At 42.3% G+C, this 19,029-nt stretch carries 22 protein-coding genes; 8 read left to right on the top strand and 14 right to left on the bottom strand.

Translation table 11 applies throughout. From position 1 onward, the window contains the following. The first annotated feature begins 4 nt into the window (after positions 1-4). Positions 5-958, top strand: a complete 954-nt coding sequence (locus SporoP8_RS10330) for a DMT family transporter (RefSeq protein ID WP_085132416.1) — start codon at positions 5-7, stop codon at positions 956-958. 48 nt (positions 959-1,006) lie between these two features. Here the strand turns inward: SporoP8_RS10330 and SporoP8_RS10325 are convergent, their stop codons facing one another. From SporoP8_RS10325 to SporoP8_RS10310, 4 genes are all read right to left on the bottom strand, one after another. Next, the gene (locus SporoP8_RS10325) at positions 1,007-1,900 is read right to left on the bottom strand and encodes a DMT family transporter (protein WP_085132415.1); all 894 of its coding nucleotides are present in this window, start codon (positions 1,898-1,900) and stop codon (positions 1,007-1,009) included. 269 nt (positions 1,901-2,169) lie between these two features. Continuing rightward, on the bottom strand, positions 2,170-3,252 hold the full coding sequence (locus SporoP8_RS10320) for an ABC transporter substrate-binding protein (RefSeq protein WP_369802592.1): 1,083 nt from the start codon (positions 3,250-3,252) through the stop codon (positions 2,170-2,172). Between the two features lie 20 nt (positions 3,253-3,272). After that, entirely contained in the window at positions 3,273-4,052 is a 780-nt protein-coding gene (locus SporoP8_RS10315) for an ABC transporter ATP-binding protein (RefSeq protein ID WP_085132414.1), read from the bottom strand. 5 nt (positions 4,053-4,057) lie between these two features. Next, positions 4,058-4,876, bottom strand: coding sequence for an ABC transporter permease (locus SporoP8_RS10310; protein ID WP_085132413.1), 819 nt, complete (start codon positions 4,874-4,876; stop codon positions 4,058-4,060). 107 nt (positions 4,877-4,983) lie between these two features. Here SporoP8_RS10310 and SporoP8_RS10305 point away from each other — a divergent pair, with 107 nt between their 5' ends. After that, positions 4,984-5,691, top strand: a complete 708-nt coding sequence (locus tag SporoP8_RS10305; RefSeq protein ID WP_085132412.1) for a hypothetical protein — start codon at positions 4,984-4,986, stop codon at positions 5,689-5,691. A gap of 37 nt (positions 5,692-5,728) precedes the next feature. Here the strand turns inward: SporoP8_RS10305 and SporoP8_RS10300 are convergent, their stop codons facing one another. Then, positions 5,729-6,007: a hypothetical protein gene (locus tag SporoP8_RS10300; RefSeq protein ID WP_085132411.1), complete on the bottom strand. Its 279-nt coding sequence runs from the start codon at positions 6,005-6,007 to the stop codon at positions 5,729-5,731. A gap of 100 nt (positions 6,008-6,107) precedes the next feature. Continuing rightward, on the bottom strand, positions 6,108-7,187 hold the full coding sequence (locus SporoP8_RS10295; protein WP_085132410.1) for an AI-2E family transporter: 1,080 nt from the start codon (positions 7,185-7,187) through the stop codon (positions 6,108-6,110). A gap of 255 nt (positions 7,188-7,442) precedes the next feature. Between SporoP8_RS10295 and SporoP8_RS10290 the strand changes: the two genes are divergently transcribed. Continuing rightward, positions 7,443-9,092, top strand: a complete 1,650-nt coding sequence (locus SporoP8_RS10290) for an SLC13 family permease (protein ID WP_085132409.1) — start codon at positions 7,443-7,445, stop codon at positions 9,090-9,092. Positions 9,093-9,136: 44 nt separating this feature from the next. Here SporoP8_RS10290 and SporoP8_RS10285 read toward each other — a convergent pair whose 3' ends face one another. Continuing rightward, positions 9,137-10,336, bottom strand: a complete 1,200-nt coding sequence (locus SporoP8_RS10285) for an MFS transporter (protein WP_085132408.1) — start codon at positions 10,334-10,336, stop codon at positions 9,137-9,139. A gap of 145 nt (positions 10,337-10,481) precedes the next feature. On the opposite strand from SporoP8_RS10285, the gene SporoP8_RS16885 reads away from it, so the two are divergent. Together SporoP8_RS16885 and SporoP8_RS10280 are read left to right on the top strand one after the other, a co-directional pair. Continuing rightward, entirely contained in the window at positions 10,482-10,604 is a 123-nt protein-coding gene (locus tag SporoP8_RS16885; RefSeq protein WP_269747671.1) for a hypothetical protein, read from the top strand. 225 nt (positions 10,605-10,829) lie between these two features. After that, a complete protein-coding gene (locus SporoP8_RS10280; protein WP_085132407.1) occupies positions 10,830-11,039 on the top strand; it encodes a CsbD family protein in 210 nt (69 codons plus the stop codon). Between the two features lie 96 nt (positions 11,040-11,135). On the opposite strand, the gene SporoP8_RS10275 is transcribed toward SporoP8_RS10280, so the two are convergent. Then, positions 11,136-11,609, bottom strand: a complete 474-nt coding sequence (locus SporoP8_RS10275; RefSeq protein ID WP_085132406.1) for a YflT domain-containing protein — start codon at positions 11,607-11,609, stop codon at positions 11,136-11,138. A gap of 163 nt (positions 11,610-11,772) precedes the next feature. Between SporoP8_RS10275 and SporoP8_RS10270 the strand changes: the two genes are divergently transcribed. The 3 genes from SporoP8_RS10270 to SporoP8_RS10260 all read left to right on the top strand — a co-directional run bounded on the left by SporoP8_RS10270 (position 11,773) and on the right by SporoP8_RS10260 (position 13,395). Next, positions 11,773-12,072: a DUF3243 domain-containing protein gene (locus SporoP8_RS10270; protein ID WP_085133610.1), complete on the top strand. Its 300-nt coding sequence runs from the start codon at positions 11,773-11,775 to the stop codon at positions 12,070-12,072. Between the two features lie 16 nt (positions 12,073-12,088). Then, positions 12,089-12,328: a hypothetical protein gene (locus SporoP8_RS10265; RefSeq protein WP_085132405.1), complete on the top strand. Its 240-nt coding sequence runs from the start codon at positions 12,089-12,091 to the stop codon at positions 12,326-12,328. Between the two features lie 161 nt (positions 12,329-12,489). After that, entirely contained in the window at positions 12,490-13,395 is a 906-nt protein-coding gene (locus SporoP8_RS10260; protein ID WP_085132404.1) for an EamA family transporter, read from the top strand. A 243-nt stretch (positions 13,396-13,638) separates the two neighbouring features. Here SporoP8_RS10260 and SporoP8_RS10250 read toward each other — a convergent pair whose 3' ends face one another. From SporoP8_RS10250 to SporoP8_RS10225, 6 genes are all read right to left on the bottom strand, one after another. Further along, a complete protein-coding gene (locus SporoP8_RS10250; protein WP_085132402.1) occupies positions 13,639-14,199 on the bottom strand; it encodes a hypothetical protein in 561 nt (186 codons plus the stop codon). After that, complete coding sequence (locus tag SporoP8_RS10245) at positions 14,192-15,079, bottom strand: hypothetical protein (RefSeq protein WP_085132401.1); 888 nt, start codon at positions 15,077-15,079, stop codon at positions 14,192-14,194. The genes SporoP8_RS10250 and SporoP8_RS10245 overlap by 8 nt, the downstream gene beginning before the upstream one ends. Positions 15,080-15,091: 12 nt before the next feature. Continuing rightward, on the bottom strand, positions 15,092-15,721 hold the full coding sequence (locus SporoP8_RS10240) for an alpha/beta hydrolase (protein ID WP_085132400.1): 630 nt from the start codon (positions 15,719-15,721) through the stop codon (positions 15,092-15,094). Positions 15,722-15,810: 89 nt separating this feature from the next. Beyond that, entirely contained in the window at positions 15,811-16,785 is a 975-nt protein-coding gene (locus SporoP8_RS16880) for a c-type cytochrome (RefSeq protein ID WP_085132399.1), read from the bottom strand. A 411-nt stretch (positions 16,786-17,196) separates the two neighbouring features. Next, a complete protein-coding gene (locus SporoP8_RS10230) occupies positions 17,197-17,874 on the bottom strand; it encodes an ABC transporter ATP-binding protein (protein WP_085132398.1) in 678 nt (225 codons plus the stop codon). Between the two features lies 1 nt (position 17,875). After that, positions 17,876-18,907, bottom strand: coding sequence for an ABC transporter permease (locus tag SporoP8_RS10225; RefSeq protein WP_085132397.1), 1,032 nt, complete (start codon positions 18,905-18,907; stop codon positions 17,876-17,878). Positions 18,908-19,029: the final 122 nt, after the last annotated feature.

The following is a 19,029-nucleotide window of genomic DNA, read 5'->3' as shown; positions in this document are numbered from 1 at the left end:
GCATATGAAAGCAATGTGGATCGGTGTTTTATCTGCGCTCTTTTTTGCGGTGACTTTTGTGCTGAATCGTTCTATGGAACTCGACGGTGGTAGTTGGATGTGGAGTGCCTCACTGCGCTATTTCTTCATGGTTCCGTTTCTTGTCGTGATTGTGGCGATGCGCAATGGATTGGATGGCATCAAACGGGAAATGACTGCTGCACCATGGCCTTTTTTTATTTGGAGTTTCGTGGCATTTGTTCTGTTCTACGGTCCTCTAACGTTTTCAGCCGGCTATAGTCCAGGATGGCTTGTTGCAGGAACATGGCAAATGACGATTGTGGCTGGTGTTTTGCTAGCCCCTTTCTTCACGTTCCAAACGAAGACGAAAACTGGCGAAATCAAGACAATCCGCCATCGTATACCTGCAACATCATTGGTAATTTCGTTGGTCATCTTAGTAGGCGTCCTGCTAATCCAGATTCCGCATGCTAGTAGCGTATCGACTAAAACCATTTTACTCGGTACGTTACCACTTATCATTGCAGCATTCGCCTATCCACTTGGTAATCGGAAGATGATGAACTTGGTCGGCGGCCGGCTCGATATGTTCCAGCGTGTACTCGCGATGACACTAATGACAATACCGATTTGGCTGCTCCTCGCTCTCTATGCTTGGGCGACAGTTGGCTTGCCCTCTACGAGCCAAGTCGTGCAGTCATTAATTGTTTCGGTCAGTTCAGGTGTGATCGCCACTTCACTATTCTTCATGGCGACGGATCTAGTACAACATGATCAAGGGAAACTGGCAGCTGTCGAAGCTACACAGTCCGTCGAATTAATTTTCGCCATGCTTGGCGAGATGCTATTGCTGAGCTTGCCAGTACCGAGTGCTCTTTCATTAGTTGGCATGCTGGTGATTATCGGAGGCATGTCGTTGCATAGTTATCAAACTTCATTGGCAGCAAAGAAAACATAGAAAAAGGTTGTTTCAAAGTCAGTTGAAGACTTGAAAGACAACCCTTTTTCAAATTTCATGCTCTTTAACTTGCCGCGGAATGCGTTTTTTCAATAATAGCGGTCTAACTTCTGACAATAAAATCGCGATGAAGATAATGAGTGCACCTAGGAACATGCGGAACGTCAACAGTTCATAGGCGAGGGCAACAGAGAAAATCATGCCCCAAACTGATTCTGTCGATAAAATAATGGCCGCTTTCGTTTCTGATAAGTGTTTCTGTCCAACTGTTTGCATCAAGAATGCCAACGTCGTAGAAAATACAGCTAAGTACAACACTGAACTTACACCCTTTGGCTCCATGGAGAATGACGTCTCGCCCATTACGATAACAGTCACCGAGCTGATCCCTGCGGCGACAACCATTTGTAATAGCGTTAGCAAAATGGCGTCTTCTGAGCGGACAAAGCGCGCCGTGTATAAAATATGAAACGCGAACATTACGGCACAACCAAGTGTCAATACATCGCCAATGTTAATAGTGGTAGACCACTGCAACGATAAAACCGCCACTCCAATTAGCGCCAGTACTGCACCAAACCATTCAAATGTATCGAGTTTCCGCTTATACAAAATGAACGCGATCAACGGGACCATCACTACATTTACACCGGTTAAAAATGCATTCTTTGAAGGTGTCGTAAACTGCAAACCTACCGTCTGCAAAGCAAATGCTCCATACAGAAAAACACCAAGCAATGCGCCTTTCCATAAAACCGACTTATCCACCCGAAGTAGACGTTTATGGAAGACGATACTAAGTAGTAAAGCCCCAATGATAAAACGCACAGCTAAAATTTGATACGGTGTGTAATATTCCAAAGCGAGCGCGCTCATCACAAAACCGCTCCCCCAGATAATAGCAGTGAACGTCAACCCAATCTCACCTATGTATTTCCTCATTCATTTCACCATACTCCCAATAGTCTGTCATATTATTTTAGCATGTTTTTCTGTCTAATTGTAGATGAATTTACATCAAATACCGTCTTTTCCGGTAAAAGCAAAACGTCAGGAAAGCATGTTTGCCGTGTAATTAAATTAGCACCCATAATAGATGGATGCACTAGCAGATGACACTTTCCGAGACGCCAATCCCCCTCTCTACAGCAAAATGGAGCCATCAACAGAAGTCACAAACGTCATGACTTCTAGGACAGCTCCACCAATTATCAATCTTCGTACAACCCAATTTCTTTAATCGCACGCTCAACAAGCGACGGATCTACAGACTTATCGAAATCGATTTCACCACGAATCGCTCCATTCGCCTTATACATCTCATACTGTTTCTTAATATCGTCGATAAACATCTTGCCGTTTGGATCGAGTCCTGTCACGAACACTCTCTCCCATAACTCAGGATCTTTCAACGCCGTATGTTTCACCATAATGTCTATAATCTCTTCTTTACCATGATCTTTAAAGAATGCGTCGTTATAGTCACGCACTCCTTTTAAATAGGCCGCCATGAAGCGTAGCGACAGTTCTTCATTGGCCATGAACTGAGGCGAAGCCAATACCATGGCGATTTGTGATTCAGGCGCATAATCCGTGGCGTCTCCAAAGCGAACGTGAAAACCTTTACTGATACCCTGCGCAATAAGCGGTTCAATATTTAATGCTGCATCAATCGTTCCTGAATCAATGGCCCCAAGCATTGCACCGAAGTCTGCGATGTGCACATACTCTACATCATCTTCCGTCAAACCTGCATGCTTTAACATCTCTTCATAGATATAGCCATCAATAGAGTTACGAGACGATACTGCGATTTTCTTTCCTTTGAAGTCACTGTATTCCTTGATTTCATCGACCATATGATTACCGATGACGAAACTGAAGTAGGACTTACCGGGCATATTATGACCTTTATCCGCAATGATCCGTACATCAATGCCTTGGGCGATCGCATTAAAGAATGATGCAGTGGAGACGCCACCCGCGATATCGACTTCCCCAGCGGCTAGTGCGGGCAACATGTCATCACTATTTGCAAAATCCGCAAAATCTACACGGATATTATAATCGTCAAAATACCCTTTTTCTTTCGCAATATAGAAGCCAGCTCCAGAAGCCGCGCCATCTTCCGCTATAAATACTTTCGCCTGCTTCTCAAGTGGAGCCAAATCACCCGATGCTGGCTTGTCGTCATTCGTTACAGGCTTCGTAACTTCTTTCGGAGAACATGCCCCCATGATCAATACGAACGATAATAAGCTGAACAAACCCGCCTTCTTCACCCATTTCCCCACATCATCTCTCCTTTTATCACTTATTCTCTCGATTTCAGTACTTCCTCTTGCAAATGATGCCATATCTCGATGAATTTTGTTGCCATTTCCGGATCTTTCCGAACATCCTCCATCTTTCTCGGCCTTGGCATATCAATAATGATTTCTTCAATGATTTTCCCCGGTTGAGCTCCCATCAACAGAATGCGATCACTGAGCAACAACGCTTCATCAATACTATGTGTAATGAACAATACGGTCTTCTTCGTCTCTGCCCAAATACTCAATAACTCTTCCTGCAAAATAAAGCGGTTCTGTTCATCGAGTGCACCAAACGGTTCATCCATCAGTAAAATCTCGGGATCATTCGCAAAAGCTCTCGCTATACTCACGCGTTGCTTCATACCGCCTGACAATTCCTTTGGATACAGCGAAGCGAACCGTTCCAACCCTGTCTTCTTCAAATAAAAGTCCGTTCGTTCATTAATGAATGCTTTCGGCAAATTACGCATCTTCAACCCGAAGGCTACATTTTCACGTACTGTCAGCCATGGAATGACACCACGTTCTTGGAATACCATCGATTGCAACGGACGATCATTCGTCTCAGTCGCAATCGTAAAGTTGCCGACACTTGGCTGTTCAAGTCCAGCCAAGATACGTAACAGCGTCGTCTTGCCACAACCGCTCGGCCCAACGAGACAAACAAATTCACCTTCAGCTACCGTCAGAGAAATATCTTCAAGTGCAATGACACTGCCCTGTTTCTTATAAAAAGCTTTCATTAGTCCATCCACCGTAATCTTTGGCTCCCCCTCCATTTCCTTCACCTCCATGGCAATAATTTATTTTGAAGCGCACGCAGTATAAGCGAGAATAAGTAACCGAAAAAGGAAATGAGAATTAATCCCACATACATTTCAGGTAATAAGAAGGCCTTATAGGACGTCCATATCAAATAACCGATACCGGAAGTCGCCCCCATCATCTCTGCCGCCACAATCGTCAATAACGCAATCGCCTGCCCCATCTGGATTCCTTCAAGCATGACAGGAAGTGCTCCGGGAAGAGCGATTTTAAAGAAGAAATTCCACTGACTCGTTTGATAGTTACTAGCAACATCCAAATAAATCTTATCGATATTCAACACACCCGCCGCCGTATTAATGACAACCGGGAAAAATACACTTCCTGCTATCGTCACAACCTTCGACAAATCTCCAATTCCGAATAAAATAATGATGATTGGCAATAATGCCAACGTCGGAATTGGCATAAGAGCCATGACAATCGGTTGAACAAAATGCCGGATTGGAGAATATAATCCCATCAATAAACCGACAATGATGCCTGGAATGACACCTGCTAAAAATCCGATGAAAATCCGATACAATGAGACGCCAACATGTTTCGCCATCACGCCGCTCACAACCATGTCATAAAAGGTTTGCACAATCGTACTGGGCGGCGGGAAAAAGCGAATATCCAAGATACCCGTTCTCGACATCACTTCCCATAGCACCAGCAGGAACAACGGTGACACAATCGTCAGCAATCGCTTGCCACGTTCTTTGCGCTGCCGCAACTTCCATTCCCTTTGTTCCACCTCAAATGATTCATTGCGAGCCAATACTTGAGTCTCCACTCTTCACCACCTCTTCACTGCCTATAGTATGTAAAGGCCTAGTAAACTGGTTGGGCTGGCGTCACGTTCGGGTTGTTTCCGTAAAGTAGTTTGATTATACTGAAGCTATGACTATACTTACACCAGACCAAATCAGAGAATTGAATAGTTACAGTGTCTACTTGGAACCGCCAGTACATCCAGTCTTCACGCTAGCCGATGTACTGGACTCTTCAAAAGTACAAACTATCGTCCAAGTTGCCCAAACTGTCAGCCAAAGTCCAAATGAAGTCGTTGCAGCTTCGTTTTTCGTACGTCGCCTCGGCATGTTTTTCGCCATGCAGCTCTATAATTTGGCTGTGTATGATGAAATGTGGAATGGATCAGCAGAAGACTTGCAGTTCGGTGCACGAGAGGAGTTCGGCAATAAAGCGATCAGCACATTTATAGATAGCGCAGATTGGGAAATGATTGATGACGAAGACCGAGAAGCGCATATTAGACGTGTACTAGATGATGCACATTCGGTGATTACGTCGCTACGCACGGCTGTCCCGGTATCTCCCCTTACTTTATGGGAAAACATTTTCGGCTTCTGGTTATGGCAATATCATGTACTACTGTCAGACCCAGGATTGGAAATGGAAGCAAGCGAAGATTTAAGCATACTAAAAGACGACACCACATGGACAGGTATCGCCGATCACTCACGTTTCGCCAGCTATTTAAACGGTTCACAACCATCTGCTTTATTAAATACCACCGTTCGAAAGACATGTTGTTTCTCAAAAGATGTACCTGGATTAATGCGCTGTGGATTTTGCCCAATACCTTAAAAAAACAGGCTTTCGCTCACTATGCGAAGGCCTGCTTTTAACGTTTACGATATGCATGGAAGGATTGTTTAGTCGAATAGATAATCCCCATAGCCGCACCACTATAAAAAATTCCCATGAAAATTCCGGCAGACAAATTTTTGGGATGGCTGATGAATATAGATATCGCAAGCGCAACGACTGTGGCAACTGTCGAAAGCCAACTAAGCGACACTTTAAAAATCCACTTGACGATCAATACCACGACTAGGACAACCGGAACACCCCAAATCGCATCCCAAACATTGGTTTGAATAACGGGAAATTCCGTCAGCATATGCCAACACCCTTTCTTTTATCGTAGAATGTACTGTTTTACTTTTTTTATCCCCATAAAAAAACCTCCCAGTCCAAAGACTAGGAGGCTGATTCTATCGCTATATATTCTTCGTAGCCGCTTCACTAATTTCTTGTCGCATTTCATAGATGTTCTGCACAATTACTTTACCAACTGCATAAGCAGGTACAGCTACTAGAATACCAAGGAATCCTGCAAGACTTCCCGCCACTAATAATACTGTAATGATCGTTAGAGGATGAATATCAAGTGATTTCCCCATGACGTTCGGCGTAATGAGATTACTATCGATTTGCTGTGCGACTAACGTAACCACTCCGACCCAAATAACTAATTTGGGTTCCTGTAAATACGCAATGATTAAGGCTGGAGCTACCGCAATCCACGGTCCAATAAACGGAATGATATTCATGAATAAAGCGAGAATTGCTAGTAACAAGGCATACTCCAATCCGATGATTGAATAACCAATCAAAATAATCGCTGCCAAAATAGCACTAATTAATAATTGTCCTTGAATATAAGAACGTAAGACCTGATCAATATCTTCCAATGTCTTCTTTATCCATATACGTCGCTTTCCGGAAAATAGATTGTATACTCTCGGAGCAAATTTTTCATGATCCTTCAACATAAATAAGAAGAAGAACGGTACAAGTAACAATAACGCTACCGCTTGGACGAAGGATTGTACAAATTGTACGAACCATTTGCCGAATGTTACCGCAAAAGTTTGGATTGACTCAACTGCTGAATTCAGAGAATCCTGCAAACCTTCAGGTAAATTGTCCATTTGATTAATTGCTTTATCTTTTAGCTGCTCAATCTGATGAGTGAGAGCGGGCCCGTTGTCCACGAGATTATTCACTTGTTTCGTGACCATCGGACCAATTATTGCGATTAAAATCCAAATAACCGCTACGAGTATGAGCATAATCGTTATGATACTTCCCCATCTCGGCATTTTTTTCTTTTCCAAATAGTGCTGGATAGGTACCGTTATGTAATAAAGCAGGCCACCGAAGATTAATGGCATGATAATAGTCTGTAAAATGATACCCACCGGTCTAAAAATATAATTTACTTCTAAAAAGAATTTCGTGATCAACAATGCCAGTAATATACCAACACCTACCTGAAACCACACCTTTTTCGTCAAATGCTCACTTCCCCTCTATTTTAACTTACATAGTTAACTTTATTATACGCGGTTGAATCCCCTGTGTCGAAATTTTTAAATACCCCTTGCTGTATAATAACCGTCGATTTATACACTGTATTGTAACAATAATTATCTAATTATGCGAAAAAGTCTTAACTCCTCTTGTTCTAGTTGTATTTAATAGGTAAAATGATTGTGTCTTTGAAGATTTCAACTCTTCAAGAAATACAACGTAGAAATGAAGGGATCTTAATGTTACAACAGACTTGGAATCGTCTTTGGTCGTTACACGATCAAGTTAAAGATGTCTTCCGCTTTTTTGCTGCGCCCGCTTCTTCTGAAATGGCAACAGGCGGACAGGGTGGAAAAAAGATTGGCGTGAATCATGAAGGTGGAGGTAGGGACTCCCGCAGTTATTCAGCTACACAGCTCATTGGATTGGTGCTTGGGCCATTACTCTTTTCCCTTATTTTACTGTTTTTCAAACCTACAGACTTATCCGCAGCGGGTATCGCTATTTTAGCCAGTACTGTATGGATTGCGGTTTGGTGGATTACGGAAGCCATTCCGATTCCAGTTGCGTCCTTGCTACCACTCATACTGTTTCCAATGACAGGCGGCTTGGAAATGAAAGACACCGCTTCTTCCTATGGAGATGAAACGATTTTCTTATTTATGGGTGGATTTATGATCGCACTCGCGCTTGAGAAGTGGAATTTACATCGACGAATTGCACTGACAATCATCTCTGCAATCGGAACAAACATGGACAAAATCGTTCTCGGTTTCATGGTAGCTACCGGATTTTTATCTATGTGGATTTCTAACACTGCCACAGCAATGATGATGGTGCCAATCGGTTTGGCGATCATTACACAAGTAACAATCGCATTAAAGGACGATCCGACTATCGATACATCAAAAGAAAACTTTGGATTCGGTAAAGCATTGATGCTTGGTATTGCTTACTCTGCTTCATTAGGCGGGATTGCGACATTGATCGGTACGCCTCCGAATACACTGCTTGCTGGTGCCATCAATAAAATTTATGGCATCGAGTTATCCTTTGGTAAATGGATGTTGTTCGGCGTACCTTTTGCTTGGGTATTCATCTTACTGACTTGGTGGTACCTAGTGAAGATCGTCTACAAATCACCAGTCAAAACATTACCTGGCGGACGCGAAGTCATTGATAAGGAAAAGAAGTTGCTTGGACGTCCATCCATTGAAGAAATTATGGTCTTCATCGTCTTTGCTCTTGCTGCTTTTTCATGGATTACGCGCTCATTCTTCCTATCGAGATTTATTGACGGCTTAAGTGACGGTGTCATCGCTATTACGTTTGCAATGATTTTGTTCATCATTCCGTCTGTAAATAAAAAAGGTGATCACTTACTGGATTGGAATACGGCAGTGAAATTACCTTGGGGTATCTTACTTCTCTTCGGTGGTGGACTGGCTATCGCAGCTGGCTTTGTCAGTAGCGGTCTGTCCGAATGGATCGGTACTCAACTGATTGGGTTGAAAGGTGTTCCGCTCATTGTCATCATTTTGATTGTTACGACACTGGTTATTTTCTTGACAGAAATCACATCGAATACAGCAACAGCTTCTATGATGTATCCAATCATGGCTTCGTTGGCACTTGCACTTAATTTCCATCCGTATGCATTGATGATTGCAGCAGGTGTAGCAGCATCTTGTGCATTTATGCTACCGGTTGCCACCCCACCGAACGCAGTCGTTTTCGGATCAGGTTATCTACGAATTCCTGACATGGCGAAAGCTGGCTTCGCGCTCAATATAGTTGGGGTCTTGCTCGTGACACTTTGTATCTACTTCCTGCTTCCAATATTATGGGGCATCGATTTGCATACAGTACCAGATGTATTTAAAAACTAAAATAAACCAGATGCCGGGGTTCATCCCAAGCATCTGGTTTTTATTTACTGCACTTTACTCAACACTCTGCGTCGCAATCGAATCAATAGTACATAGACAACTGGCACAACTGCTGAAAACATAGCGAGACCCGTCCACCCTGCAAACTGCCAAAGCGGTGTTACTAGCGTACTTCCTGCCGCCATACCAATATAATAAGAAACCAGGTACAGGCTTGATGCACTCCCCTTATGATGCGTTGCTTCTTTACTGACAGATGCCGCAGTTAAAGAATGGGCAGAGAAAAAACCAAGACAGATAATGCAATAACCAATAATAATCAACGGTAATATAGTTGGAATGGTTAGAAGACAGCCAACCGCCAGCAAGAGTACACCTATAAATCGAACAGAATTCATACCTGCTTTACTGGCAATAGAACCAGCGAGCGGTGCGCCGATAATTCCAAATGCATACGCGAAGTAGATATAAGAAACTTCATCAAGCGTCATCGAAAACGGTGAAGCTGTCAAATGGAATGGTAGAAATGTCCACATGCCGGTAAAGCTCAGCTGCAATGCGATACCAAGTCCAAAGACAATTAACAAAGCCGGATTCTTTAAATGTATACCGAAACCTTCCATGTCTTTCTTCATTGACTCCACACTCGGCGTGAAGTAATTGGATTTTGGTAACACGAATAGTAAGAAGATAAATACCGCCACGCCTGCGACTGTGAGCAGTTGAAGAGACAGTTCCCATGACCAACGTTCTGCTAAATAGCCCGTGACAAAACGACCAAGCATTCCACCTGTACCGTTGAATGAAATATACAGAGCTGTCGCCACACCCACTACACGCTCATTAATCTCTTCATTGATATAAGCAAGTGCGGCAGCCAATACTCCTGCCATCGCAAATCCCTGTATAAAACGCAATACAAGGATGACCGTAAATGAATGCGTCAAAAACATCGGAATAAATAAAAGCGCCGTTACTAATACTGAGACTTTTACAAAAGCGGATCTACCTAGCCTGTCGGAGTAAAACCCAAGAATCACCAAACCGAAGATTAGACCTATTGTATTAACAGACATAGCTAAACTGGCAGTGGACACGGAGACATTGAATTGCTTTGTTAAAATAGGTAGCAAAGGCTGCATAGCATACATCGCGGCAAAAATTAGCACTGAAGCAATGCCCAGCCCGATGACAATACGCCAAAATCGAAGCTCGCGAAGCGTTGATTTAGCTTGTAAATTCATGATGACACTTCCAGTCCTTGAAATATGAATAATGAAATTATATCACTACACTAAAAGTTTAACAGAAAATTGTAGAATACAAATTGAAATCCATTGTATATTCTTGCTACAAAGAGCCATCCTACCATTTGGAGGTGTTAGACAAATGAACAAAATGGCGATGACAGCTGTCGGACTAGGTGCACTTTATCTCATGCGAAATAAGCAGTCACGGGAAAAGCTTATGGGGCAAATTAGTAACCTTTCAGGAATGAACAGTAATCCGTAATGCCAGACATTTGTATACACCCGAAAAGCCGGAGCCCTCAGAAGGTTTCCGGCTTTTCATTTTTAAAAAAATTCATCCGAAGTTCTACTATTGATACTCAGTGTCTTATGGAGAATTTTATAGTGGGCACAATACATTATGTAATTATTCCGACCATTTATTGAATGTTTTCCCTTTTAAAAAGTGGGTAATTAATATAATAACAAACGAAATGGAGGAGATAGTATGAGTAACAAAGATCACGGTACAGAAGATAAATTAAAAGGTTTTGGCAACAAAGTCAAAGGTAGTGTAAAAGATACCGTAGGTGATTTAACTGACAACACTAAAATGCAAGCTGAAGGTAAATGGGACAAAGCAAAAGGTGCTACACAAGAAAAGATCGGTAAAGCAAAAGAACGCTTTAGTGATGATGAATCACATCCTGAAAAATAATACATGTACTAACAAGTCTGCTGCTCAATCAGCGGACTTGTTTTCTATACAATATAAAAAGAAGGATCTTCCATTACAATGGGAGATCCTTCTTTTTTACAACTGATTTGTACCTATTCGTGGACTATTTGGAATAGGATTACCTACTTCTCCATTCGGATTACTATCCAGATTTTCACCACTGTCTGTTTGCTGATGGGCACTATCATGTGGATCTACAGATTGCGCTCGTTCTTCATCTGTCAGTTGATCAACAAATAAAGCGATCCCACCTTCTTTTAAATCATTATAGAATGTTTTGGATTCTAATTTTGTAAAACCCATTTTAATGAAAATCGTTAACATTTCATCTTTACTGTTGAACAAACGGCGCGTATGATCCCAAACCGATCCTTCCTGAATACCGATTATTTCAATTTCAGGATCACTTTCCAGTACTTTTAGGTCATCTCGCACATTGGAGACTACACAAATGTGATGCTTTTTAAATCCTTTTGCTTCTAGTTCAGTTATTTTATAACGAACGTTATCTACGGAATGAAATGTGCCCTCATATTGTTTATTAGCCATTATTGCACCTCCCTATCACTAACACTATGCTATACTTCTACCCATTGAAGACCACTTTCACACATAATTCGAAATACTTTACATATATCTTCCTGTGCATAGTTCTCCACTTCTTGTACACGCTAGTTGTATCACAATGAAAAGGAGTGGTTGATTGGTGGAAATGAAAAAAAAGCTGGAGTCTGAAGTTTCAAACATGGGTAAGGACAAGAAAGATCAGATTTTGCAGAACTTCAATCATTTTAAAGGGTATCTAGCCGATAAGGTAGAAAAAGGTGAAAGCCTTGGAATGAGTGATGAACAATTGGCGAAAACCACAAAGTTTATTGCCGATTATTTATCACGTCATGAAGAACCGCGAAACCGTGAGCAATATTTATTACAAGAACTGTGGGATTCAGGCACTAAAGAAGAGCAACACTCTTTGGCACATATGCTTCTAAAAATGGTTCGCCAAGCATAATAGGAGGCGATAAGACGTGGCGTCCAGGAAAAATCCAAGCCCTAACTATCATCCGAATACCTATCGTCTGATTCAGACACATCCTGAAAATCTACAGACTAACACAGTTAGTTTGTTCGATTTGCATGAAGATATGCAAACGGTCGATTCCATCTCTTTACCCGATCAGCGAAAAGCGCTTATGAAAGAAAAAATCAACCACTCCCCTCGTTTTAGTGGTGGCAGCTTGTCGAATGACTACGGCGCTCCCCACTGATTCACCGTTAAAAGCTGTACAGTGAAAATTCCACTGTACAGCTTTTCCTCGTTTATTTGCAGTACTTGTTGCTATTTCCCGGGAAATACAGTGAGTATAGTGCAGTCTGAAAACTTATTTTCATGCTATACTATGATCCGATGGAAATGGAGGTTATGCGGATGAAAATGTGGATGTATCCGCTGCTCGTTGTACTTGGAGCTGCAAGTTATGGAATTTTATCAACGATTATTAAATTAGCAATTCAAGATGGCTTCACCGCTTCGGAAGCAGTGACGAGCCAATATTATACCGGATTTCTTTTAGCGCTTATTATTTTCATCTTAGTCAAACGTGGTTTACCGACTTTCCGTGGAAGTTTCCCAGTATTAATTGCTGGTTTATTCACAGCGATTACCGGGACGGTGTACGGGAAAGCAGTTGAATATATGCCCGCTTCATTGGCGGTCGTATTACTCTTTCAATTCACTTGGATCGGAATGCTCTATGAATGTGTAGGGGCCAAGCGTTTGCCCAAACGTTCGGAAGTGGTATCACTTGTCTTTCTATTTGGCGGAACGATTTTAGCTGCCGGATTAATTGACGTTGATCTAAGCGAAATCCCATGGCAGGGATGGGCATGGGGACTTGCCGCGGCGTTTAGTTTCGCTGCGTTCGTTACAGCAAATCAGAAGCCCGTACCAGGTATGGACGTAGTGACGCGGTTGTTCTTAATGTCGTTTTATGCCGCGATTGTCATTACATTTTTCCAATCCCCAGAGATTTTATGGAACGGGATGTTAGGTGATGGTTTGTGGATTTATGGTTCCATTTTAGGTGTGTTCGGAATTGTCCTTCCTATTTTCTTGTTTTCTGTCGGAGTGCCAAAAGTCGGCGCGGGCATGTCTTCTATTTTGAGTGCTGTTGAGTTGCCTGTGGCGATTATAGCTTCGATGTTGTTGCTTGGCGAAAAGTTAACGGCTTTGCAGTTTCTTGGCATTTTCCTAGTACTGTTCGGGATGACGTGGCCGGCTATATTGCAGCGGTTTGCGGTGAAGAGGCGACTACAGTTACGACGGGTGAATTAAACGGTAAGGCGACGGTGATTGTCGTTCCGAGCTGATGCGTTTGGAAGAAACCGAAACAAAACCAAAAAAACGCATGAAGGATCATTCTTCTCCTTCATGCATTTTTTTGACTACGTATTTATAAAAGTAACTCTTGTGATACAGAAGTGTACCGGAGCGGAAAAAGGCCGACTCCTGCGGGATCTAGCGCGAATGTTGAGACCTTACAAGAGCGCCAGCGCAGGGGAGCGGACTATTTTCTAGTTATGTCCCAGCCTCGTTGGTTTTATATTCTGCCCAATTCTCTCTACGCAATGAAGCGATGAGGAACAGTAACAAGACGTCCATCGCAACCAATGCAAAACTGATAATAATGAAGAAAGTTGAAAATGCATGGTCTCCAAAATTTAGCGAGAATGCTGTCATGAGCATCATCATAAAGTGAATGCTCATGTACCAGATATAAGCCGTGTTTATGCGGTTACGCAACTGTGCTTGGCCAGGTTCTTGAATAATCGATTTCCACGTACCAAATAAGTAGTAGACGACGATTGTTTTCCAAATGAATAAAATTCCCGCATATATGGTCCAGCCCATATCACTGACTTCAGAAAGATTGACGAAAACCCCCGGTACCGAAATCAGCATCCCAATGAATGCGGTGATTTCCACTTTTTTGGCTACCCGATAACGTTGAGTTAGTAGTCGCGCACCTGAATAAATCAAATAGTAACCAATTGGTGCTGCCAGTATATCAATCCCTATTTGCAATCGGAAGAAAACGAAGAGATAGCCCCAAAAGAATAACTTAAATGCTTTATTCATGAGCTTTTACCTCCGTTCGATCCTCGATGACTTGCCGGATAGACTCTTTCGTCATATATGGATAATAGTGGAGATGACCAACCCGAGTAACGAACGATTCACCCGCTTCGGTCGTACCGTTCAAATCAATCTTTACGTCTAATACGGCATGCAATGCAGGATCCGCATAACTTTTCACATTCAACCAGGCCCCTGCGGCTAATTGCAGAGGTAAATTCATCTCACGTAGATCAATGCCTTTTGCATGATTCCACTCATCGCTTTCCAATACAGGCCTTAGTTGCTCTGTTTCGACACCATTTGCGCTATGCAATTTTATAAGAAATTGATCTTGTAAGGCATCATCGAATACTGTGTCGACCGATTCAATCGTCAGTGCCTCTTTTGCGTTCAGCCGGGTTTCCGAATATTCTCCTACCGAACCCGATTTGAATGAGAGCGGGTCCCACTGTTCTTTTTGATATTGAAACACAATCTGACCTATTGAATAAGTAGCTACTTCGTTTCCAGAAAAGTGGACAACCATATTATCGAATTTTACTGTTTCACCAGAGGTCACGAATGCTTCCGGATCGAACTGGATATTCACTCTTTTTAATGAATATCTGCCAAATTGCTCTACTACCTCTACTCCCTCATTCTCACCAAAACGATCCGGAATTCCCCGAATATTGCCTAGCTCCACGAACTGTATAAAAGACGTATCATCTTTATTCGTAATAAAATAAAACGGTATATACTGTTCATTTTTCAAGTTTAAATCAAGATAATGATTCAAGAATACAGGACGCTCAAGCTTGTGCTTCTCTGCGTAAATATAATTAGCCACCCAAATCAATACGACCGTCAACATAATTGCCCAAAATGGTTTGATCTTCAACCGATCAACTCCTTATAGCGACCGAATAAACGCCGCCAAGTCTTGTTGATTCTCTGGTGTTACACCATGTCCGTCATTATATGTTTTAAACGTAACGTCTGCACCAAGCGACTCGAAATACTCCTTGCTTTCCACTCCAGATTGGGATGGAATTACATAGTCATAGTCTCCATGGGAAATGAATACCTGTTGATTTTCCACAGATTGTATTGCGTATTCACTCTTGACGAAATCAGGTACATACCCGCTAAGCGCCACTACTCCATGCAGTGAAGGGATCAACGTTACACCCAGCGCCTGTGCAAGTACGGCTCCCTGACTGAAACCGACGACCGTCAAACGGTCAGGATCTAGATCGTACTCCTGAATAGCTTCACGAATGAATGATTGGATATAGACGAGCACTTTATCGAATACTTCACGAACCGGCTTTCCTTCCTCTTCAATCGTGAAAAATGCATAGCCTGGCTCATGAACGATAGGTCCTCTCAAACTGAAAATATGATGTGTATCTGTAAAATCTTTGACTAGTTGTGGTAAATCTTCTTCATGACTCCCCATTCCATGAAGTAAAAATAGTGCAGGTTGTTTTTCTCCTGACTTCACTGGCTTTGTATGTGTAAATGTAAATGGTGATTTCATAGTCATTCTCCCCTTTTCTCTTCTTTATGCCACTAGTTTACCACAGAAAAAAGCGCCTGCCACTTTATGTGACAGACGTGTTGAACAGCTTATTTCTTTTCTGGCTGAGCTAATACTTCATTCCAGTTGATAGTTCCATCTTTGATTTGATCACGACGTTCTTTCGTTATGATATCGTTCGGACGACCTCCGTCCGGCCAGTCTTTGTCATGATTTTTCCATTCAGGACGATCTTTTGATAGGATGTACGCCGCCAAGTCACTAGCTTCTTGATCAGTGAGTGTACTTTCTTGACCAACAGGCATGTTGTTCTGGATGTACCCCGCCATTTTCGTCATACGTGCAATTCCTGCTCCATCGTTAAATGATCCTTCACCCCAAAGTTTAGGACCCGTGTTAGAACCGATCCCTTCACCGTTCTCACCGTGACATGCGATACAAGATTGCTGATACACTTCTTCACCGTTTTCTACGTTCGGTGTCGGTAAATCGTCCAGAGAGTTCTTATGGCGCCAATCTAATTCGGCGCCTACTGGAATTCCTTCGGAGATATACGTCATGTATGCGACCATTGCATCTAAGTCTTCATCATCAGCAGCAAATTTTTGCCCGTCCATACTTCTTACCATACAGCCGTTAATACGTTCTTCTAGTGTAACCATTTGACCCGATCGTCCGATGTACATCGGATAAACTGCAGACATTCCGACCATGGATGAAACACCTTCGTCTGTTCCTGCACCTGCATGACAACTTGTACAAGACAATTCATTCACTCGTGCAAGTCCGTCTTCTACTGTTGCCGCCTCAGAACGTAATACGTTAGACGTATCATCGAATAAATCGAAGCCGCGTTTAATTGCTTCCCCTTCTTTCCCCTCTGGAATGTCATCCATTGAAGGCGGGTTGTGCTGAATCCCAGCAACCTCTTCAGTCGGCGCTGCTACTTCCGGAGTTTCTGATGCCTGGTCTTTATTAACACGCAGTTGGTTGCCCATAAATGCTATGACGACCAAACAAACTATGACGATAAAGCCTAGGGCTAGTCCCGTTGCTCTTTTCATGTCCGCTCCCCCTTTCCATAATTTTCTATATACCCTATTTAACCTATCACACATCTCTATGTCAGTCTATCCATTTTATGGCTGATACCTAGTGTCATTTAACTTTACAGCTTATTGTATAAGCAAATCTAAAACCCAAATACTTTGTGACAAAAAGAAAACGAGGTTGGGACAGAACAGAAAAAACGTAAGGGGAATGAGTCCTTTACGTTTTTTCTGTTCTATCAGCAAATATTTTTTAGAGTATCAGAATGTACCGGAACGGAGAAAGGCCGACTCCTGAGGGATCAGCGTGCGTCTTGAGACCCTGGACGCAGCATAGCGAAGGAAGCGGCTCAAGCCACGCCCCTCGGAAAGCGTGCCTTTCGGAGTGCAGGGAAACGGGGTGAGATAGTTATGTCTCAGTCTCGCTTATTCTACTATATAACCATCCCGCATCGTAATAACCCGATCAACATATGGTAGCATCTCTTCATCATGCGTCACCATCAATGTCGTTAAGTTTAATGTACGTGTTAGTTCTTGCAATAATTCCATCACACCTTTTGAGCGTTTCGTATCAAGACTTGCAGTTGGTTCATCCGCAAACAAGATTTTGGGACGATGGATGATTGCACGAGCAATCGCCACACGTTGACGCTCTCCTCCTGACAAGGAAGAAGGATAAGCATCTTTGCGGTGCTGCATTTCAACTAACTCTAACATCTCATCTATTGCTTTGGCCTGTTCTTTTTTACTCATTTTCGTTTCTGATACGTCAAGCATCAACTGCAGTTGCTCTTCCACCGTCAAAAAAGGAACTAAGTGGGACGACTGAAAAACAAATCCGAAGTCTGTTGCACGAACGTGGCGAACCTCTTCCTGACTCATCTTCGTCATGTCTTTCCCTTCAAATAAAATCTCGCCGCCAGATGCTCTTTGCAAACCTGCTGCAATCGTTAAGATAGTTGATTTTCCAGAGCCGGAAGGGCCAATCAACGCGGTGATTTCCCCTTCCTTCAACGATAAATCCACACCTTTTAATATCTCTTCTTCAATTTCTCCATTGGAAAACGTCTTTTTCACTTTATCAATTGTAAAGGCAGACATATTACATCTCTCCTTGTTGAATCGCTTGAAGCGGTTCAATATTTTTCACTTGGATTCCTGAAATGGTAGCACCGATAAAACCGACTACCATAAATACTGCTGATAGCATCAATACGGTGTCCATCGTTAAGTGGAACGGCATGCCTTCAGGGGCAATTAAACTAAATGCTTGGCTGAGCGCAATGGACAATACGAGTGAAATAGCGGTAATGACTAGCATCTGATACCAAATCATCTTGAATAACGAAATCGTCTTCATACCAATCGCTTTCAATATGCCGTACAATCCGATCTTCTGAACATTCATCATATAGAAGAAAATTGCAAACAGCATACCACTGATTATGACTAGGAACCAGACGATCATATTCAATGACATCTGCTCTGCACTGTAACTTGGAATTGCATTTAAAAACTCTTTATTTGAAAATGAATCTAATGCGCTTAGTGTTGGTGCATCTTTACCTGGGATGAAAATTGTCTGCATTTCCATCACTCGATAGATTTCCTGATAGTTCGTCATCCCGATGAAAGCAACGGGTGCGTGACTGTACTTTTGTTGATCAACAAACCCTTTAACAACGAACTCTCCACTGAATTGATTATTCGTTAAGACGTCACCAACTTGAATTCCATCTTCTTTTAAAGAACTATCCAGAACAATTTCTCCATCTTTGACGTTTTCAAATAGCTCGGAATCAGTAGAAGCAACGAATGCCACACTGTGCTGCTTATCTTTTGCGTCATTGACGAATCCCATCTGAACCGAAAATGCAGTTGCATCGGGACGGTCAATGAGTATTTGCTTTTGAACTTCTTCATCTATTTTTGAAAGATTGTAGGTCTCGTCTGCATCCTTACTTAAATAAAATTGTCCTTCCGGTAAATCTTTTATCAGCGCTGCATTATCCTGTGATAATCCGTTTGCCAGTCCTGAAATAATAAACGTCAAGAAGCTGACGAGGAATATAATGGACCCGAGAATTAGAAACTTAGTTTTACTCTTCTTCATTTCTTTCCATGCGATTTTCATATTAACGCCTCCGTTTTTATTCTTTATACTCATATATTATCTTACGAAGATGAACGGAGAATGAACGGTATATTACAATGCGTTATTCTTTTTAAAGGGATATAACTTCCTATTTTTCTGAC

This window comes from Sporosarcina ureae, from assembly GCF_002101375.1.
GTDB classification, from domain to species: Bacteria; Bacillota; Bacilli; order Bacillales_A; family Planococcaceae; genus Sporosarcina; species Sporosarcina ureae_B.
The sequence above is the reverse complement of the archived record's forward strand: the minus strand, read 5'-3'. Positions and strand labels throughout refer to the sequence as shown.

Bases quoted from the DNA above. Each gene is read 5' to 3' on its own strand.
- SporoP8_RS10230 (WP_085132398.1), bottom strand. From the start codon at position 17,874: ATGTCTGCCTTTACAATTGATAAAGTGAAAAAGACGTTTTCCAATGGA.
- SporoP8_RS10225 (WP_085132397.1), bottom strand. From the start codon at position 18,907: ATGAAAATCGCATGGAAAGAAATGAAGAAGAGTAAAACTAAGTTTCTA.
- SporoP8_RS10285 (WP_085132408.1), bottom strand. From the start codon at position 10,336: ATGAATTTACAAGCTAAATCAACGCTTCGCGAGCTTCGATTTTGGCGT.
- SporoP8_RS10240 (WP_085132400.1), bottom strand. From the start codon at position 15,721: ATGAAATCACCATTTACATTTACACATACAAAGCCAGTGAAGTCAGGA.
- SporoP8_RS10330 (WP_085132416.1), top strand. From the start codon at position 5: ATGAAAGCAATGTGGATCGGTGTTTTATCTGCGCTCTTTTTTGCGGTG.
- SporoP8_RS10260 (WP_085132404.1), top strand. From the start codon at position 12,490: ATGAAAATGTGGATGTATCCGCTGCTCGTTGTACTTGGAGCTGCAAGT.
- SporoP8_RS10250 (WP_085132402.1), bottom strand. From the start codon at position 14,199: ATGAATAAAGCATTTAAGTTATTCTTTTGGGGCTATCTCTTCGTTTTC.
- SporoP8_RS16885 (WP_269747671.1), top strand. From the start codon at position 10,482: ATGAACAAAATGGCGATGACAGCTGTCGGACTAGGTGCACTTTATCTC.
- SporoP8_RS10300 (WP_085132411.1), bottom strand. From the start codon at position 6,007: ATGCTGACGGAATTTCCCGTTATTCAAACCAATGTTTGGGATGCGATT.
- SporoP8_RS10280 (WP_085132407.1), top strand. From the start codon at position 10,830: ATGAGTAACAAAGATCACGGTACAGAAGATAAATTAAAAGGTTTTGGC.
- SporoP8_RS10305 (WP_085132412.1), top strand. From the start codon at position 4,984: ATGACTATACTTACACCAGACCAAATCAGAGAATTGAATAGTTACAGT.
- SporoP8_RS16880 (WP_085132399.1), bottom strand. From the start codon at position 16,785: ATGAAAAGAGCAACGGGACTAGCCCTAGGCTTTATCGTCATAGTTTGT.
- SporoP8_RS10275 (WP_085132406.1), bottom strand. From the start codon at position 11,609: ATGGCTAATAAACAATATGAGGGCACATTTCATTCCGTAGATAACGTT.
- SporoP8_RS10315 (WP_085132414.1), bottom strand. From the start codon at position 4,052: ATGGAGGGGGAGCCAAAGATTACGGTGGATGGACTAATGAAAGCTTTT.
- SporoP8_RS10270 (WP_085133610.1), top strand. From the start codon at position 11,773: ATGAAAAAAAAGCTGGAGTCTGAAGTTTCAAACATGGGTAAGGACAAG.
- SporoP8_RS10325 (WP_085132415.1), bottom strand. From the start codon at position 1,900: ATGAGGAAATACATAGGTGAGATTGGGTTGACGTTCACTGCTATTATC.
- SporoP8_RS10290 (WP_085132409.1), top strand. From the start codon at position 7,443: ATGTTACAACAGACTTGGAATCGTCTTTGGTCGTTACACGATCAAGTT.